The sequence below is a fragment of the Pseudomonas guangdongensis genome (assembly GCF_900105885.1).
Lineage (GTDB): Bacteria > Pseudomonadota > Gammaproteobacteria > Pseudomonadales > Pseudomonadaceae > Geopseudomonas > Geopseudomonas guangdongensis.
In genome coordinates this window covers 1,437,171-1,454,455 of record NZ_LT629780.1, presented here as the reverse complement: position 1 = coordinate 1,454,455, position 17,285 = coordinate 1,437,171, and the positions used below count along the sequence as shown (strand labels likewise).

The following is a 17,285-nucleotide window of genomic DNA, read 5'->3' as shown; positions in this document are numbered from 1 at the left end:
GGGCACGATGTGGCCCGATGCCGCGCCGTCGCGGCGAGGGCGCCGCGCCCACGGGCAACGGCAGCGCTCCGGCCCGGCGACCGCTCAGGTCGCCAGGTAGGACGAGCGGGTCAGGCCGAGGCGCAGGATGTCCAGGTAGCGGGTGCGTTCGCGGGCGGTGAGGTGCGCGCCGGCGACCTTGTCGCGGTACAGCGACATCAGCTCGCTGGGCTCCAGGTGCACGTAGCGCAGCAGGTCCTCGATGGTATCGTGGGTTTCGATGCCGGCGTGGAACACGCTGCCGTCGCCGCGCTGGTAGACGTTCACCGAGTCGGTGTCGCCGAACAGGTTGTGCATGTCGCCGAGGATTTCCTGGTAGGCGCCGACCAGGAACACCCCGAGCAGGTAGTCCTCGCCGTCGCGCAGTTCGTGCACCGGCAGGCTGGTCTCGATGCTCTGCTCGTCGACGTACTGGCGGATCTTGCCGTCGGAGTCGCAGGTCAGGTCCTGCAGCACCGCGCGGCGGCCGGGCTGCTCGTGCAGGCGGTGGATCGGCAGGATCGGCAGGATCTGCTCGATGGCCCAGGTGTCGGGCAGGCTCTGGAACACCGAGAAGTTGCAGATGTACTTGTCGGCCAGCTTGTCGTTGAGTTCGTCGAGCACCTGGCGATGGGAGCGCTGGCGGGCCTTGAGCTGCTCGTGCAGGCGCCGGCAGATCGCCGCGTAGGCCTGCTCGGCCAGCGCCTTCTGCACCAGCGACAGCTTGCCCGCCGAGTACTGCGCGGCCACCTCGCCGACGAAGTGGGTGGCGCGCCAGTAGGTCTCGGCGACCATCTCCGGGTCGTTGGGGCCGAGCAGCTCGAACAGCGCCTGCAGGCTCTCCGGCAGCTCGACGTCGGCCGGCAGCTGCGGCAGCGCGTCGTTGGGCCGCTCGACGTCGGTGACCTGCACCACCAGCACCGCGTGGTGGGCGGTCAGCGCGCGGCCGCTCTCGGAGAAGATGTGCGGGTGCGGCAGCGCCTGGCGGTCGCAGAACTCCTTGAGCATGCCGACCACGGTGGCGGCGTAGTCCTCCATGCCGTAGTTGATCGAACTGGCGTTGCGCGAATGGGTACCGTCGTAGTCGACGCCCAGGCCGCCGCCGACGTCGACGTGATCGACCGGCAGGCCGAGGGCGCGCAGCTCGCCGTAGTAGCGCACCGCCTCGCGGAACCCCTTGCGGTAGTCGGCGATGTTGGAAATCTGCGAGCCCATGTGGAAGTGCAGCAGGCGCACGCTCTGCTCCAGCCCGGCGCCGCGCAGGCGTTCGAGCACCGCGAGGATCTGCGCCGCCGAGAGGCCGAACTTGGACTTCTCGCCGCCGGTGTCGGCCCACTTGCTGGAGGCCAGCGAGGACAGCCGCACGCGCAGGCCGATCCACGGCTGCACGTCGAGGGCGGCGGCTTCCTCGATCAGCAGCGGCACCTCGGATTCCTTCTCGACGACGATGAACACCCGGTGACCGAGCTTCTGGCCGATCAGCGCCAGGCGGATGAATTCGCGGTCCTTGTAGCCGTTGCAGACGATGGTGCCGCCCTTGGGCGCCAGCGCCAGCACCGCCATCAGCTCGGGCTTGGAGCCGGCCTCCAGGCCGATGGCGACGTTGTCGGTGGCGATGATGTTCTCCACCACCGCCTCCTGCTGGTTGACCTTGATCGGGTACAGCGCGGTGTAGCCGTTCTGGTAGTCGAGGCGCAGGATGCTGGCGTCGAAGGCGCCGGTGAGCTGGCGCACACGGTCCTGGAGGATGCCGGGGAAGCGCACCAGCAGCGGCAGCGACAGGCCGGAGTCGCGCAGCTGGGCGACCAGCAGGTTCAGGTCGATGGGCGCGCCGTGGGGGCCGTGGGGGCGCACCTCGACGTTGCCGGCCTCGTTGATCGCGTAGTAGCCGGCGCCCCAGTGGCGGATGCCGTAGACGCGGCGGCTGTCGGCCACGCTCCACTCGTCTGCGTTCTTGCCTTTTGCCATGTCCAGCTCTCCTTGGATCGTGATGGACGGCCCGGGACGCCCGACCTGCAGGAGCCGACTGGCTGGCGATGCTCTGGTGCGGCGAGGATCGCGAGCACGCTCGCTCCTGCAAGGGCGGCAGCCTCAGCCGCCGGATTTCTTCGCCTTGAAGCCGCGCTTCTCCAGTTCGCCGATGAGCAGCTCGACGTGCTCGCCCTGGATCTCGATCACCCCGTCCTTGAGCGCGCCGCCGGTGCCGCAGCGCTTCTTCAGCGCGGTGGCCAGCGCCTTGAGTTCCTCGCCGGCCAGCGGCACGCCGCTGATGGTGGTCACCGTCTTGCCGCCGCGGCCCTTGCTCTCGCGGCGCACCCGGGCGATGCCGTCGCCGGCCGGCACCTGCGGCTGGCCGCAGATGCATTCGCCGACCGGCCGCGAGCAGTCCGGGCAGTGGCGCCCGGCGTCGGTGGAATAGACCAGGCCGCCGAGGGCGGCGAGGGAAGAGAGTTTCTTGCTCACGCCGGCCACCTCAACCCTGTTCGAGCAGCTGACGCAGGTCGATGATCGCCGCGTTGGCCCGCGAGATGTAGTTGGCCATCACCAGCGAGTGGTTGGCGAGGATGCCGAAGCCGTCGCCGTTGAGGATCATCGGGCTCCACAGCGGCTCCTGGGCGGCCTCCAGCTCGCGGATGATCTGCCGCACGCCGACCGTGGCGTTCTTCTTCGCCAGCACGTCGGCGAAGTCCACCTCGATGGCGCGCAGGAAGTGCGACAGCGCCCAGGCCTGGCCGCGCGCCTCGTAGAACACGTTGTCGATCTGCAGCCAGGGCGTCTTGACGATCTCCTCGCTGCCGGCGGGGATGGCGCCGCTGAGGTCGGTGTTCAGGCGCATCTGCCCGACGCTGGCGGACAGCCGCTGGGACAGCGAGCCGAGGCGGGTTTCCACGTCGGTCAGCCAGTTGCGCAGGTTGTCGGCGCGGGCGTAGAACTGCGCCTGGCTCTGGTTGGGGTCGGCCAGGCGCGTCTGGAAGCGGCTCAGCGACTGGATGCCGGCGCGGTACTCCTGCTCGCTGGCCGGCAGCGCCCAGCTCTTGTTGTCGAAGTTGAAACGCGGCTCGGCCTTGGCCAGGTCGGCGTCCTCGGTGGACTGCGACTGCGAGCGGGCGAAGTCCTTGCGCAGCGCGCGGGACAGGTCGCGCACCTGCACCAGCACGCCGTATTCCCAGTTGGGCATGTTGTCCAGCCACAGCCCCGGCGGCGCCAGGTCGTTGGACAGGTAGCCGCCCGACTTGTCGAGCAGGGTGCCGGCCACGCGCTTCAGGGTTTCCACCGTGGTGTAGCCGGGCACCAGCTCGACCTGCGCCTGCTCGGCGGCGGCCTGGGCCTGCTGCTGCACGGCGAAGCGTTCCGGCTCGATGCTCCAGTACCAGCCGACCACCAGGGTGCCGAGCAGGTAGACGCCGACCACCGCGCCGACCGCGCGGCTGGCCCAGATTCCGCCCAGATAGCTGCGCACATCCTCCACCGAGTCGTCGACGCTGTCGCGCACGGTTCCCACGCGTTTTTTCCAGTTCAGCATGATTGGCTTCCCACTCCCCGAGCAGTCGATTGCAGGCGGGCGGCTGCGCGCTGGGCAGCCGCTGATTGCCTTGCACTATAAAGCATGCGCGCGACACCGCGCAGGCTCACGCCGAAAAGCCCGGTTACCTACGGGGGCAGTCTGCCGCAGGCCGCCGCAGGCCCTTTCCGCTATGATGCCGGCGTTCCCCGTCGAGAAACCGCAATGCGTCGCCTGCTGCCCCTGCTTCTGCTGCTCTGCATCCTGCCCGCCGCCGCCAGCCTGTTCGACAGTCGCCCCGCTCCGCTGCTCGGCGCCAGCGCGCTGAACAACAGCAGCGACTTCCTCCCGGTCGGCGAAGCCTTCCGCCTCGACCTGCTGGAGCAGGACGGCCAGCGCCTCAAGCTGCGCTTCGTCAACGCCGACGGCTACTACCTGTACCGCCACCGCCTGACCCTGAGCAGCGAGCCGCCGGGGCGCCTCGGCGACGCGCAGCTGCCGCCGGGCACGCCCAAGCAGGACGAATACTTCGGCGACGTCGAGGTGTACTACGGGGTGCTGGACATCGAAGTGCCGCTGCAAGGCACGGACGCCACGCCCTTCACCCTCAAGGTCGGCTACCAGGGCTGCGCCGACAAGGGCCTGTGCTATCCGCCGGAAACCGCCAGCTTCGCCATCGGTGCCGGCGCTGCCGCGCCCGCCACAGCCACAGCCGCAACCGCAGCGCCCGGCGCCGCCAGCGGCCTGGACTGGCGCGCCCTGGCGCTGTTCTTCCTCGCCGGCCTCGGCCTGACCTTCACCCCCTGCGTGCTGCCGATGCTGCCGATCCTCTCCGGGGTGGTGCTGCGCGGCCAGGTCGGCGGCGCGCGCGGGCTGGCCCTGTCGCTGGCCTACGTGCTGCCGATGGCCGCCTGCTTCGCCGTGCTCGGCGCGCTGATGGGCCTGTTCGGCGCCGAACTCAACCTGCAGGCGCGCCTGCAGTCGCCCTGGGTGCTGGTGCCCTTCGCGCTGTTCTTCAGCGCCTTCGCCCTGGCCATGTTCGGCGTCTTCGAGCTGCGCCTGCCGGCCTGCATCCGCGAGCCGCTGGATCGCCTGGCCGGCAACGCCCGCGGCGGCTCGCTGCTCGGCGCGGCGCTGCTCGGGGTGTTCTCCAGCCTGCTGGTGTCGCCCTGCGTGTCGGCGCCGCTGGCCGGCGCGCTGCTGTACATCGGCGCCAGCGGCGACGCCGTCGGCGGCGGCCTCAAGCTGTTCGCCCTGGGCATGGGCATGGGCGCGCCGCTGGTGCTGTTCGCCAGCGGCGGCAACGCCCTGCTGCCGCGCGCCGGGGTGTGGATGGTCACGGTGCGCAACGCCTTCGGCGTGCTGCTGCTCGGCGTGGCGATCTGGCTGCTGGAGCGAGTGCTGCCCGGCCCGCTGAGCCTGGCGCTGTGGGGCCTGCTGGCCGGCGGCGTGGCGCTCAACCTAGGCGCCCTGGAGTGGATTCCCAAGACCCACCGCCAGCGCCTCGCCCAGCTGTTCGGCCTGCTACTGCTGGTTTACGCCCTGGCCGCCTGGGTCGGCGCGCTGCGCGGCGAAAGCGATCCGCTGCGCCCGCTCGGGCAGGGCGGCGCCGCCACCTTCGCCACGCCGGCAGGCGCGGCGCAGGACGCCTGGCAGACCGTGTCCACCCCCGGCGAGCTGGACGCCGCGTTGGCCGCCGCGCGCGCCGCCGGCCAGCCGCTGCTGCTCGACTGGTATGCCGACTGGTGCATCAGCTGCAAGGTGATCGAGCGCGAGGTGCTGCAGGCGCCACAGGTGCGCGAGCGCCTGGCCGGCTACCGCCTGCTGCGCTTCGACATCACCGCCAGCAGCGCCGAGCAGCGCGCCCTGCTCGACCGCTACCGGCTGTTCGGCCCGCCGGCACTGCAACTGTTCGCCGCCGACGGCAACGAGCGGCTGGACCTGCGCATCGTCGGCGAAACCGACGCCAGCGCTCTGGCCAGCGCCCTGGAGCGCGCCGCAGCGGCGCGCTGAGGCAGAGCGAGTCACGCCAACGTCAGGTATCGTGCGGCCATCTACGGCAAAAAACGGGCGACTGGACAGGCGGTCGGTTTTTCCGGCATAGTCCGGCAGCTTTTCCCGACACAGCCCGAACGCGCCCGGCGGCGCTTCTCGACAGGACACCCCGATGGCCACCATCCTGGTTCTGCACGGTCCCAACCTGAACCTGCTCGGCACCCGCGAACCGGGCGTCTACGGCGCCACCACGCTGGCCGACATCAACGCCGACCTGGAAGCCCGCGCCAAGGCCTGCGGCCACCGGCTGCTGCACCTGCAGAGCAACGCCGAACACCTGCTGATCGAACGCATCCACGCCGCCCGCGGCGAGGGCGTCGACTTCATCGTGATCAACCCGGCCGCCTTCACCCATACCAGTGTCGCATTGCGTGACGCGTTGCTGGCGGTGAGCATCCCATTCATCGAAGTTCACCTGTCGAACGTGCACAAGCGCGAGCCGTTCCGTCAGCACTCCTACTTTTCCGATGTGGCGGTAGGGGTGATCTGCGGACTGGGCGCCAGCGGTTACCGCCTGGCCCTGGAAGCGGCCATAGAACAAATTCAACGCCCCTGACCTCATTTCGGAGTGCCTGATGGACATTCGTAAAGTCAAGAAACTGATCGAACTGCTGGAAGAGTCCGGTATCGACGAGCTGGAAATCTGCGAAGGCGAAGAGTCGGTACGCATCAGCCGCCACAGCAACAAGCAGCCGCAGTACGCCGCCCAGCCGGTCTACGCCGCCGCTCCGGCCCCGGCTCCGGTCGCCGCCCCGGCTGCCGCTCCGGCCGCTGCCGCCGCGCCGGCCGCCCCGGCACTGACCGGCAACGTGGTTCGCTCGCCGATGGTCGGCACCTTCTACCGCGCCTCCTCGCCGGAAGCCAAGGCCTTCGTCGAAGTCGGCCAGAGCGTCAAGAAGGGCGACATCCTGTGCATCGTCGAAGCCATGAAGATGATGAACCACATCGAAGCCGAAGCCAGTGGCACCATCGGCCAGATCCTGGTGGAGAACGGTCATCCGGTCGAGTTCGACCAGCCGCTGTTCACCATCGTCTGACACGCGGAGTACCTGCGATGTTGCAAAAAGTCCTGATTGCCAACCGCGGCGAGATCGCCCTGCGCGTGCTGCGCGCCTGCAAGGAACTGGGCATCAAGACCGTGGCCGTGCATTCGACTGCCGACCGCGATCTGATGCACGTGTCCCTGGCCGACGAGTCCGTGTGCATCGGCCCGGCGGCCGCCGCGCAGTCCTACCTGAGCATCCCGGCGATCATCGCCGCCGCCGAGGTGACCGGTGCCGACGGCATCCACCCGGGCTACGGCTTCCTCGCCGAGAACGCCGACTTCGCCGAGCAGGTGGAGAACTCCGGCTTCACCTTCATCGGCCCGAAAGCCGACGTGATCCGCCTGATGGGCGACAAGGTGTCGGCCAAGGACGCGATGAAGAAGGCCGGCGTGCCGACCGTGCCGGGTTCCGCCGGCCCGCTGCCGGAGGACGAGGCCGAAGCGCTGAAGATCGCCCGCGAAGTGGGCTATCCGGTGATCATCAAGGCCGCCGGCGGCGGCGGTGGTCGCGGCATGCGCGTGGTGCACAAGGAGGAGGATCTGATCGCCTCCGCCAAGCTGACCCGCACCGAAGCCGGTGCCGCCTTCGGCAACCCGATGGTTTATCTGGAGAAGTTCCTGGTCAACCCGCGCCACGTGGAGATCCAGGTGCTGGCCGACGGCCAGGGCAACGCCATCCACCTGGGCGACCGCGACTGCTCGCTGCAGCGCCGCCACCAGAAGGTCATCGAGGAAGCGCCCGCTCCGCTGATCGACGAGGAGGCCCGCCGCAAGGTCCAGGCCCACTGCGTGCAGGCGTGCATCGACATCGGCTACCGCGGTGCCGGCACCTTCGAGTTCCTCTATGAAGACGGCAACTTCTACTTCATCGAGATGAACACCCGCGTGCAGGTCGAACACCCGGTCACCGAGATGGTCACCGGCGTGGACATCGTCAAGGAGATGCTGCGCATCGGCGGCGGCGAGAAGCTGTCGATCAAGCAGGAAGACGTGGTGATCCGCGGCCATGCCATCGAATGCCGGATCAACGCCGAAGACCCGAAGACCTTCATGCCCTCGCCGGGCAAGGTCAAGCACTTCCACGCCCCGGGCGGCAACGGCGTGCGCGTCGACTCGCACCTGTACGACGGCTATGCGGTTCCGCCGTACTACGATTCGCTGATCGGCAAGGTCATCACCTTCGGCGCCAGCCGCGAGGAAGCCATGCTGCGCATGCGCAACGCGCTGGACGAGCTGATCGTCGACGGCATCAAGACCAACACCCCGCTGCACCGCGACCTGGTGCGCGACGCAGGCTTCTGCAAGGGTGGCGTGAACATCCATTACCTGGAAAAGAAACTGGGTATGGACAAGCACTGAGCCACAAGCCCGGTGCCGCATGCAGAGGCCGCCTTCGGGCGGCCTCTGTCGTTTGCGCTGTCCGCAGGGTGGAAAACTCGCGCAGCGATTTTCCACCCGATGCTCGGTGACAGCGGTGGAACAGACCTGCCGTCGTTCTCCGCCCCTGCACTGGCCGCGCAACCGCCCCTCCAGTAAGCTTGCCCGCCATTCCCCCCTTGCCGAGAGACCGCCCATGCCCTGGCTGCAAATCCGCCTCGCCATCACCCCCGACCAGGCCTCCGCACTGGAAGACCAGTTGCTGGAGCTGGGCGCCGTCTCGGTGACCTTCATGGACGCCGAGGACCAGCCGATCTTCGAGCCGGATCTGGGCACCACCCCGCTGTGGAGCCACACCCATCTGCTCGCCCTGTTCGAGGACGGCACCGACGGCGATGCGGTGCTCGCCCACCTACGCCTGCTGCGCGGCGGCGAGCTGCCCGAGCACCAGGTCGAGCGCATCGAGGACCAGGACTGGGAACGCAGCTGGATGGACAACTTCCACCCGATGCGCTTCGGCCGCCGCCTGTGGATCGTGCCGAGCTGGCACCAGGCGCCCGAGCCGGACGCGGTCAACCTGCTGCTCGATCCCGGCCTGGCCTTCGGCACCGGCACCCACCCGACCACCGCGCTGTGCCTGGAGTGGCTGGACGGCCAGGATCTGAACGACTGCACCGTGCTGGATTTCGGCTGCGGCTCGGGCATCCTCGCCATCGCCGCGCTGCTGCTCGGCGCGCCCCGGGCGGTCGGCACCGACATCGACCCCCAGGCGCTGGAAGCCTCGCGCGACAATGCCGCGCGCAACGGCATCGACCCGGCGCGCTTCCCGGTCTACCTGCCGGCCGACCTGCCGCCGCAGGCCGCCGACGTAGTGGTCGCCAACATCCTCGCCGGCCCGCTGGTGCAACTGGCGCCGACCATCACCGCGCAGGTCGCCCCCGGTGGCCGCCTGGCGCTGTCCGGCATCCTCGCCGAGCAGGCCGAGGAAGTCCGCGCCGCCTACGCAGGCGCCTTCGAACTCGACCCCACCGCCGAGAAGGATGGCTGGGTGCGCATCAGCGGCGTGCGCCGCTGAGCCCGCCGCGCCGCCCGGCCAGAGCTGCCGGCGCGGCGCCGGCAGCGCTAGAATAAGCACCAGTCTCCGTCAGGACCTTCGCGCATGAACGACTCGCACGTCACCCAATGCCCGCACTGCCAGACCCGTTTCCGCGTCACCGCGGCGCAACTGGGCATGGCCCACGGGGCCGTGCGTTGCGGCGCCTGCCTGAAGGTGTTCAATGCCGCCGAACAGCTCGGCCTGCCGGTACAGCCGTTCGATGCGCCGCCGGCCGACGGTGCCGACGGCCTCGCCCAGCTCGCCGCCGGCACCCAGGCCGCCGGACTGGCCGCCCTGAAGCGCAGCGGCGAGCCGGCCGAACGCCCCCGCGCAGCCCCGCCGCTGCCGCCCGTCGAGACGCCCCCCGCCCGCCCGCAACCGGAGCCGGAGCCGGAGCCGGACGACCTGCCCCGCGCAGCGGATAACCCACCGCCCCCCCCACAGGCTCCAGGCCCGGCGCGGGCCGAACAGACCCTGTGGATCCACGACGACCTCGACCTCGACAGCCTCGACCTGGACGAGGAACTGGCCAAGCTGGAGCCGGACAGCTTCGAACTCAGCCAGGAACTGCGCCACCGCCAGCCGCCGCAGATGCCCAGCATCAGCGTCCTCGACGAGCCGCGCGAGCCCCACGACGAGTCCTGGGCCGAAGCCCTGCTGCTCGACCAGAGCCCGCGCGCGGACATCGCCGTCGCCGAGGAAGCCGCCCCCGGCCAGCGCCGTACCGCGGAGCCGACCCTGACCCTCGACGCCATGGACGACCTCGATGCCTTCGACAGCCTCGACGAGGCGCTGGCCGACCCGGAGGACGACGCCCGCGAGGCCGCCCACCTGCGCAGCCTCAGCGCCCAGCGCGACGGCGCCCCCGCCCGCCACGCCGAGGCCGGCGCCCGTCAGGAGCCGCAGTGGCGCGACGAGCCGCGCCTGCGCGATGAAAGCCTGCGCCACCTGCAGGACGAGCCGCTGCAGCTGGACTGGCAGCCGCAGCGCCCGCAGTGGGGACGCCGGCTGCTGTGGGCGGTGCTGCTCCTGCTGGCGCTGGCCGCCCTGGCCGGCCAGTACCTGTACTTCAACTTCGACGCCCTGGCCCGCCAGGAGCGCTGGCGGCCCTGGCTGGAACAGCTCTGCCAGCCGCTCGGCTGCGCGCTGCCGGCGCGGGTCGACGTCGGCCAGATCAAGAGCAGCAACCTGGTGGTGCGCAGCCACCCGCGCCATCCCGGCGCACTGAGCGTCGACGCCATCCTCTACAACCGCGCCGACTTCGCCCAGCCGTTCCCGCTGCTGGAGCTGCGCTTCGAGGACCTCAACGGCCGCGCGCTGGCCAGCCGCCGCTTCAAGCCCGCCGAGTACCTCGCCGGCGAGCTGGCCGGCAGCCTGGAAATGCCGCCGCAGACGCCGATCCACATCGCCCTGGAAATCCTCGATCCCGGCGCCCAGGCGGTGAACTACCGCCTGGAGTTCCACTCGCCGGACTGACGCGCAGCGCCGGGCCGTGCGGCGGCCCGGCGCCGCTGTTCAAAAATCGTCCAGAACGGCTTTATCCCTGCCGACGGAGCGGGTATCATCGCCAGCCTTTTCCAGCAGCTGATTTGCCCCTGCGGCAGGGATACCCCATGTCGGTGGTTCGCATCGGCCCTTACACGCTCCCCAATCGGGTGATCCTGGCCCCCATGGCCGGGGTCACCGATCGTCCGTTCCGCCAACTGTGTCGCCGCCTCGGCGCCGGCTTGGTGGTGGCCGAAATGCTCACCAGCGACGTGCGCCTGTGGCACAGCCGCAAGTCGCGCCTGCGCATGCTCCACGACGGCGACCCCGAGCCGCGCTCGGTGCAGATCGCCGGCGGCGACCCGCAGATGCTCGCCGAGGCGGCGCGGCGCAACGTCGAGCTGGGCGCGCAGATCATCGACATCAACATGGGCTGCCCGGCCAAGAAGGTGTGCAACAAGGCCGCCGGCTCGGCGCTGATGAAGGACGAGCAGCTGGTCGGGCAGATCCTCGACGCGGTGGTCAAAGCCGTCGACGTGCCGGTGACCCTGAAGATCCGCACCGGCTGGGATCGCGACAACCGCAACGGCGTGAACGTGGCGCGGATCGCCGAGCAGGCCGGCATCGCCGCGCTGTCGGTGCACGGGCGCACCCGCGCCGACCTGTACACCGGCGAGGCCGAATACGCGACCATCGCGGCGATCCGCGAGGCGGTGGCCCTGCCGCTGTTCGCCAACGGCGACATCGACTCGCCGGAAAAGGCCCGCGCGGTGCTCGACGCCACCGGCGCCGATGCGGTGATGATCGGCCGCGCCGCCCAGGGCCGGCCGTGGATCTTCCGCGAGATCGACCACTACCTGCGCACCGGCGAGCGGCTGCCGGCGCCTGGCCATGCCGAGGTGGAGAGCATCCTCCTCGAACACCTGGCCGCGCTGCATGCCTTCTACGGTCCCGAGCAGGGCGTGCGCATCGCCCGCAAGCACGTCGGCTGGTACCTGGCCACCCTGCCCGGCGCGCAGGCGTTTCGCGCCGACTTCAATCGCCTGGACTGCCCCGAGGCCCAGCACGCCGACGTGCGGCGCTTCCTGGCCAGCCAGCTGGACAACCCCGGACCGGCCGCATGACGACCTTGACCGAGAATTTTGTGAGTGGAACCACTGCCGTGAGCGAAAACGCCAACCTGAAACAGCACCTCATCGCCCCCAGCGAGGAGCGGCAGACCCTGCGCGACAGCGTGGAGCAGGCCCTGCAGAACTACTTTGCCCACCTCGACGGCCAGCCGGTGACCGACGTCTACAATCTGGTGCTGTCCGAAGTCGAGGCGCCGCTGCTGGAAACCGTGATGCGCTACGTCAAGGGCAACCAGACCAAGGCCTCCGAGCTGCTCGGTCTGAATCGCGGCACCCTGCGCAAGAAGCTCAAGCAGTACGACCTGCTGTAACCCTATTCCGCCCGAAGCGACGCCCGGCGCGGCGCCGCTTCCGTCCAATCCTGTCCTGATGGAATCCGAGATGACCGACCAGACCACCCGCCTGCCCGTCCGCCGCGCGCTGATCAGCGTGTCCGACAAGACCGGCGTCGTCGACTTCGCCCGCGAGCTCGCCGCCCTCGGCGTCGAGATCCTCTCCACCGGCGGCACCTTCAAGCTGCTGCGTGACAACGGCATCGCCGCCGTGGAAGTGGCCGACTACACCGGCTTCCCGGAAATGATGGACGGCCGGGTGAAGACCCTGCATCCGAAGATCCACGGCGGCATCCTCGGCCGTCGCGATCTCGACGGCGCGGTGATGGCCAAACACGGCATCAACCCCATCGACCTGGTCGCGGTCAACCTCTACCCGTTCGCCGCCACCGTGGCCAAGCCTGGCTGCAGCCTGCCGGACGCCATCGAGAACATCGACATCGGCGGCCCGACCATGGTCCGCTCGGCGGCGAAGAACCACAAGGACGTCGCCATCGTGGTCAACGCCTCCGACTACGCCGGCATCGTCGCCGCACTGAAGGCCGGCGGCCTGACCTACGCCCAGCGCTTCGACCTGGCGCTCAAGGCCTTCGAGCACACCGCCGCCTACGACGGCATGATCGCCAACTACCTGGGCACCATCGACCAGCAGGCCGAGACCCTCTCCACCGAAGGCCGCGCCGAGTTCCCGCGCACCTTCAACAGCCAGTTCATCAAGGCGCAGGACATGCGCTACGGCGAGAACCCGCACCAGAACGCGGCCTTCTACGTCGAGGCCAACCCGGCCGAGGCCAGCATCGCCACCGCGCGCCAGCTGCAGGGCAAGGAACTGTCCTACAACAACGTCGCCGACACCGACGCCGCCCTGGAGTGCGTGAAGAGCTTCACCAAGCCGGCCTGCGTGATCGTCAAGCACGCCAACCCGTGCGGCGTCGCCGTGGTCCCGGAAGCCGACGGCGGCATCCGCAAGGCCTACGACCTGGCCTACGCCACCGACAGCGAATCGGCCTTCGGCGGCATCATCGCCTTCAACCGCGAGCTGGACGGCGAGACTGCCCGCGCCATCGTCGAGCGCCAGTTCGTCGAGGTGATCATCGCCCCGAGCGTGTCCGCCGAGGCCCGCGAAGTGGTCGCCGCCAAGGCCAACGTGCGCCTGCTCGAATGCGGCCAGTGGCCGGCCGAGCGCATCAACGGCCTCGACTACAAGCGCGTCAACGGCGGCCTGCTGGTGCAGAGCCGCGACATCGGCATGATCGGCGAGGCCGACCTCAAGGTGGTGACCCAGCGCGCGCCGAGCGAGCAGGAACTGCACGACCTGATCTTCGCCTGGAAAGTGGCCAAGTTCGTCAAGTCCAACGCCATCGTCTATGCCAAGAACCGCCAGACCGTCGGCGTCGGCGCCGGCCAGATGAGCCGCGTCAACTCCGCGCGCATCGCCGCGATCAAGGCCGAGCACGCCGGCCTGCCGGTGCCGGGCGCGGTGATGGCCTCGGACGCCTTCTTCCCGTTCCGCGACGGCATCGACAACGCCGCCAAGGCCGGCATCACCGCGGTGATCCAGCCGGGTGGCTCGATGCGCGACGCCGAGGTGATCGCCGCCGCCGACGAAGCCGGCATGGCCATGGTGTTCACCGGCATGCGCCACTTCCGTCACTGAGGTCGGCCACACCGACCGATCGTCCCCACGCTCCGTGTGGGGATGCAGCCCGGGACGCTCGGCGTCCCATGCCGCGGACGCCGAGCGTCCACTGCAACGTTCCCACGCAGAGCGTGGGAACGATCAACATGAGGCTTGAAACATGAACGTACTGATCATCGGCAGCGGCGGTCGCGAACACGCCCTGGCCTGGAAAGTGGCGCAGGACCCGCGCGTCGAGAAGATCTTCGTCGCCCCCGGCAACGCCGGCACCGCCCTTGAGCCCAAGTGCGAGAACCTCGACATCGGCGTGCTGGAGCTGGAGCGCCTGGCCGACTTCGCCGCCGCCAACGTGCAGCTGACCATCGTCGGCCCCGAGGCGCCGCTGGTCGCCGGCGTGGTCGACCTGTTCCGCGAGCGCGGCCTGGCGATCTTCGGCCCGACCAAGGGCGCCGCCCAGCTGGAAGGCTCCAAGGCGTTCAGCAAGGACTTCCTCGCCCGCCACAACATCCCCACCGCCGCCTACCAGAACTTCACCGAAGTCGAGCCGGCGCTGGCCTACCTGCGCGCCCAGGCCCTGAAGAACGGCGACGTGCCGATCGTGGTCAAGGCCGACGGCCTGGCCGCCGGCAAGGGCGTGATCGTCGCCCTGACCCTCAGCGAAGCCGAGGCCGCGGTGCGCGACATGCTCTCCGGCAACGCCTTCGGCGAGGCCGGCTCGCGGGTGGTGATCGAGGAATTCCTCGACGGCGAGGAAGCCAGCTTCATCGTCATGGTCGACGGCGAAAACGTGCTGCCGATGGCCACCAGCCAGGACCACAAGCGCGTCGGCGACGCCGACACCGGCCCGAACACCGGCGGCATGGGCGCCTACTCGCCGGCCCCGGTGGTCACCCCGGACGTCCACCAGCGGGTGATGGACGAGATCATCATGCCGACCGTGCGCGGCATGGCGGCCGAGGGCAACGTCTACACCGGCTTCCTGTATGCCGGCCTGATGATCGACAAGAACGGCGCGCCCAAGGTCATCGAGTTCAACTGCCGCTTCGGCGACCCGGAAACCCAGCCGATCATGGTGCGCCTGGAATCCTCGCTGGTGCTGCTGGTCGAGGCCGCCCTGGCCAGGGCGCTGGACAAGGTCGAGGCGACCTGGGACCCGCGGCCGACCGTGGGCGTGGTGCTGGCCGCCGGCGGCTACCCCGGCGACTACGCCAAGGGCGACGTGATCGAAGGCCTCGACGAGGCCGCCGCGCTGGACGGCAAGGTGTTCCATGCCGGCACCGCGCTGGACACCGCCAACCGCATCGTCACCGCCGGCGGGCGCGTGCTGTGCGCCACCGCGATCGGCGCCAGCGTCGCCGACGCCCAGCAGCAGGCCTACCGCCTGGCCGAGAAGATCCGCTGGAGCGGCATGTTCTACCGCCACGACATCGGCTATCGCGCCATCGCCCGCGAGCGCGGCGAAGGCTGATGTCCGCCCTGCCGCCCCTCCTGTGCGGGGCGGCAGGCGCACTTCCCGACATACGGCGACGGCATCCGCGGGCCGTGCTGGCGGCGCCCTCCTGCGCCACGGTTATAATCCGCCCACCCGATTCAGAAGGGATGCCTCGATCGTGCGCCGGCTTCGGAACGCCACTCCCCCCCTGCTCGTCTGCCTGCTGCTGACGACGCCCCTGCTCGGTCGCCTCGCCGTCGAGGCCGCCGCGCTCCCCGCCCTCGTCGATCCCGCGCTGCTCCACGGCATGTCCCTCGGCGTGCTGCTGCTGCTCGGCGGCCATCACCTGCTGCGCTTTCTCCAGGCCCGCGAGCGCGATCCGCGCAACCTGCTGCTCGGCGCGGCGAGCGCCGCCGCGCTGCTCGCGACCCTGGCGCTGGCGGCCACCGCGCTGGCCGCCAGCCTGGCCGCGACCCTCGCCGGGGTGCTGCTGTTCCTCCTCAGCCTGTGGCTGCGCGTGTGCCAGCGCCGGCGCATCCATGCGCGCCTCGACGCGCGGCGCGCCGAGGACGCCGACCGCGCCGAGCTGGCCGGCAAGGCCAAGTTCCTCGCCCGCATCAGCCACGAGGTACGCACCCCGCTCAACGGCGTGCTGGGGATGACCGAGCTGCTCCTCGACACGCCGCTGTCGGCCCGCCAGCGCGACTACGTGCAGACCATCCACAGCGCCGGCAACGAGCTGCTGGTGCTGCTCAACGAGATCTTCGACATCAGCGGCCTGGAGTCCGGCGAGATCGAGCTGGACGAGGTGCAGTTCGACCTGCACGCGCTGCTCGAAGACTGCCTGGAAATCTTCCGCGCCAAGGCCGAGCTGCAGAAGGTCGAGCTGATCGGCTTCGTCCAGCCGCAGGTGCCGCGCACCCTCAGCGGCGACCCGACGCGCCTGCGCCAGGCGCTGCTCAACCTGCTCGAACACGCCTTCCGGCAGACCGACGAGGGCGAGATCCTGCTGGTCGCCGCGGTCGAGCAGGCCGCCGGCCAGCCGCCGCGCCTGCGCATCGCCGTGCAGGACAGCGGCCGGCCGCTGGGCGAGGCCGAGCGCGAGGCGCTGCTCAACACCCCGCTGCACAGCCGCGACTACCTGGCCGAGAGCCGCCTGGACGGCCACCTCGGGCTGATCATCAGCCGCCAGCTGGCCAGCCTGATGCACGGCGAGTTCGGCCTGGAAAGCGGCAGCGCCCAGGGTTCGACCCTGTGGCTGAGCCTGCCGCTCAAGGCCGACAGCCTCGGCCAGGGCGGCGCCGACAGCGCGCCGCTGCGCGAGGCGCGGGTGCTGGTGGTGGACGACAACGAGACCTGCCGCAAGGTGCTGCTGCAGCAGTGCCAGAGCTGGGGCCTGCAGGCCAGCGGCGCAGCCTCCGGCACCGAGGCGCTGGCGCTGCTGCGCACCAAGGCCAACCTGCGCGAATACTTCGACATCGTTCTGCTCGACCAGGACATGCCCGGCATGAGCGGCCTGCAACTGGCGGCGAGGATCAAGGAAGACCCCTTCGTCAACCACGACCTGCTGCTGGTGATGCTCAGCAACCAGCGCCACGCGCCGAGCAAGGTGGTGGCACGCAACGCCGGGATCAGCCGCATCCTTGCCAAGCCGGTGGCCGGCTACGCGCTGAAGACCACCCTGGCCGAGGAGCTGGGCCGCGCCCGGCGTCAGGGTGGCGCTGCGCCGCGCCGCGAGCGCGAGGCCGCGGCGCCGGAGGGCTTCCGCATCCTGGTCGCCGAGGACAACAGCATCTCCACCAAGGTGATCCGCGGCATGCTCGGCAAGCTCGACCTCAGCCCCGACCTGGTCGGCAACGGCCGCGAGGCCCTGCAGGCGATGCAGCGCCAGCAGTACGACCTGGTGCTGATGGACTGCGAGATGCCGGTGCTCGACGGCTTCGCCGCCACCGAGCAGCTGCGCGCCTGGGAGGCCGCCGAGGGGCGCGCGCGCACCCCGGTGGTGGCGCTCAGCGCGCACATCCTCGACGAGCACAAGGCGCGCGCCCAGCGCGTCGGCATGGACGGGCACATGGCCAAGCCGGTGGAGCTGTCCCAGCTGCGCGCGCTGGTCGAGCACTGGGCGGCGCACAAGGCGCGCCGCCAGGCCGAAGCCGCGCCGTCCTGAGTCCGCC

13 protein-coding genes and 1 pseudogene are annotated in these 17,285 nt (G+C 70.1%); 11 read left to right on the top strand and 3 right to left on the bottom strand.

The features are described 5' to 3' along the window. Positions 1-84 precede the first annotated feature (84 nt). The 3 genes from speA to BLU22_RS07030 form a co-directional block, all read right to left on the bottom strand. Positions 85-1,986, bottom strand: a complete 1,902-nt coding sequence (gene speA, locus BLU22_RS07040; protein WP_090213194.1) for an arginine decarboxylase — start codon at positions 1,984-1,986, stop codon at positions 85-87. A gap of 123 nt (positions 1,987-2,109) precedes the next feature. Then, positions 2,110-2,481, bottom strand: coding sequence for a translation initiation factor Sui1 (locus tag BLU22_RS07035; protein ID WP_090216316.1), 372 nt, complete (start codon positions 2,479-2,481; stop codon positions 2,110-2,112). 10 nt (positions 2,482-2,491) lie between these two features. Then, positions 2,492-3,541 carry a DUF2333 family protein gene (locus BLU22_RS07030; protein ID WP_090213192.1) on the bottom strand — a complete coding sequence of 350 codons (1,050 nt, stop codon included), beginning with the start codon at positions 3,539-3,541 and terminating at the stop codon, positions 2,492-2,494. Positions 3,542-3,745: 204 nt separating this feature from the next. On the opposite strand from BLU22_RS07030, the gene BLU22_RS07025 reads away from it, so the two are divergent. The 11 genes and pseudogenes from BLU22_RS07025 to BLU22_RS06975 form a co-directional block, all read left to right on the top strand. Then, entirely contained in the window at positions 3,746-5,533 is a 1,788-nt protein-coding gene (locus BLU22_RS07025; RefSeq protein WP_090213191.1) for a protein-disulfide reductase DsbD, read from the top strand. Between the two features lie 154 nt (positions 5,534-5,687). Further along, entirely contained in the window at positions 5,688-6,131 is a 444-nt protein-coding gene (gene aroQ / locus BLU22_RS07020) for a type II 3-dehydroquinate dehydratase (RefSeq protein ID WP_090213189.1), read from the top strand. A 19-nt stretch (positions 6,132-6,150) separates the two neighbouring features. Continuing rightward, positions 6,151-6,612, top strand: coding sequence for an acetyl-CoA carboxylase biotin carboxyl carrier protein (gene accB / locus BLU22_RS07015; protein WP_090213187.1), 462 nt, complete (start codon positions 6,151-6,153; stop codon positions 6,610-6,612). 17 nt (positions 6,613-6,629) lie between these two features. Continuing rightward, complete coding sequence (accC, locus tag BLU22_RS07010) at positions 6,630-7,979, top strand: acetyl-CoA carboxylase biotin carboxylase subunit (RefSeq protein ID WP_090213186.1); 1,350 nt, start codon at positions 6,630-6,632, stop codon at positions 7,977-7,979. A gap of 214 nt (positions 7,980-8,193) precedes the next feature. Continuing rightward, positions 8,194-9,072 (top strand): 50S ribosomal protein L11 methyltransferase, encoded by an 879-nt coding sequence (prmA, locus tag BLU22_RS07005; RefSeq protein WP_090213184.1) that lies wholly within the window; start codon positions 8,194-8,196, stop codon positions 9,070-9,072. 84 nt (positions 9,073-9,156) lie between these two features. Beyond that, the gene (locus BLU22_RS07000; RefSeq protein WP_090213182.1) at positions 9,157-10,569 is read left to right on the top strand and encodes a DUF3426 domain-containing protein; all 1,413 of its coding nucleotides are present in this window, start codon (positions 9,157-9,159) and stop codon (positions 10,567-10,569) included. A 137-nt stretch (positions 10,570-10,706) separates the two neighbouring features. Further along, a complete protein-coding gene (gene dusB, locus BLU22_RS06995; protein ID WP_090213181.1) occupies positions 10,707-11,702 on the top strand; it encodes a tRNA dihydrouridine synthase DusB in 996 nt (331 codons plus the stop codon). Then, entirely contained in the window at positions 11,699-12,019 is a 321-nt protein-coding gene (gene fis / locus BLU22_RS06990) for a DNA-binding transcriptional regulator Fis (protein WP_090213179.1), read from the top strand. The genes dusB and fis overlap by 4 nt, the downstream gene beginning before the upstream one ends. Before the next feature lie 70 nt (positions 12,020-12,089). Next, complete coding sequence (gene purH / locus BLU22_RS06985; protein ID WP_090213177.1) at positions 12,090-13,697, top strand: bifunctional phosphoribosylaminoimidazolecarboxamide formyltransferase/IMP cyclohydrolase; 1,608 nt, start codon at positions 12,090-12,092, stop codon at positions 13,695-13,697. 142 nt (positions 13,698-13,839) lie between these two features. Beyond that, complete coding sequence (gene purD / locus BLU22_RS06980) at positions 13,840-15,147, top strand: phosphoribosylamine--glycine ligase (protein ID WP_090213176.1); 1,308 nt, start codon at positions 13,840-13,842, stop codon at positions 15,145-15,147. A 172-nt stretch (positions 15,148-15,319) separates the two neighbouring features. Beyond that, a pseudogene (locus BLU22_RS06975) lies at positions 15,320-17,278 on the top strand (response regulator); the annotation flags it as partial. Between the last annotated feature and the right edge of the window lie 7 nt (positions 17,279-17,285).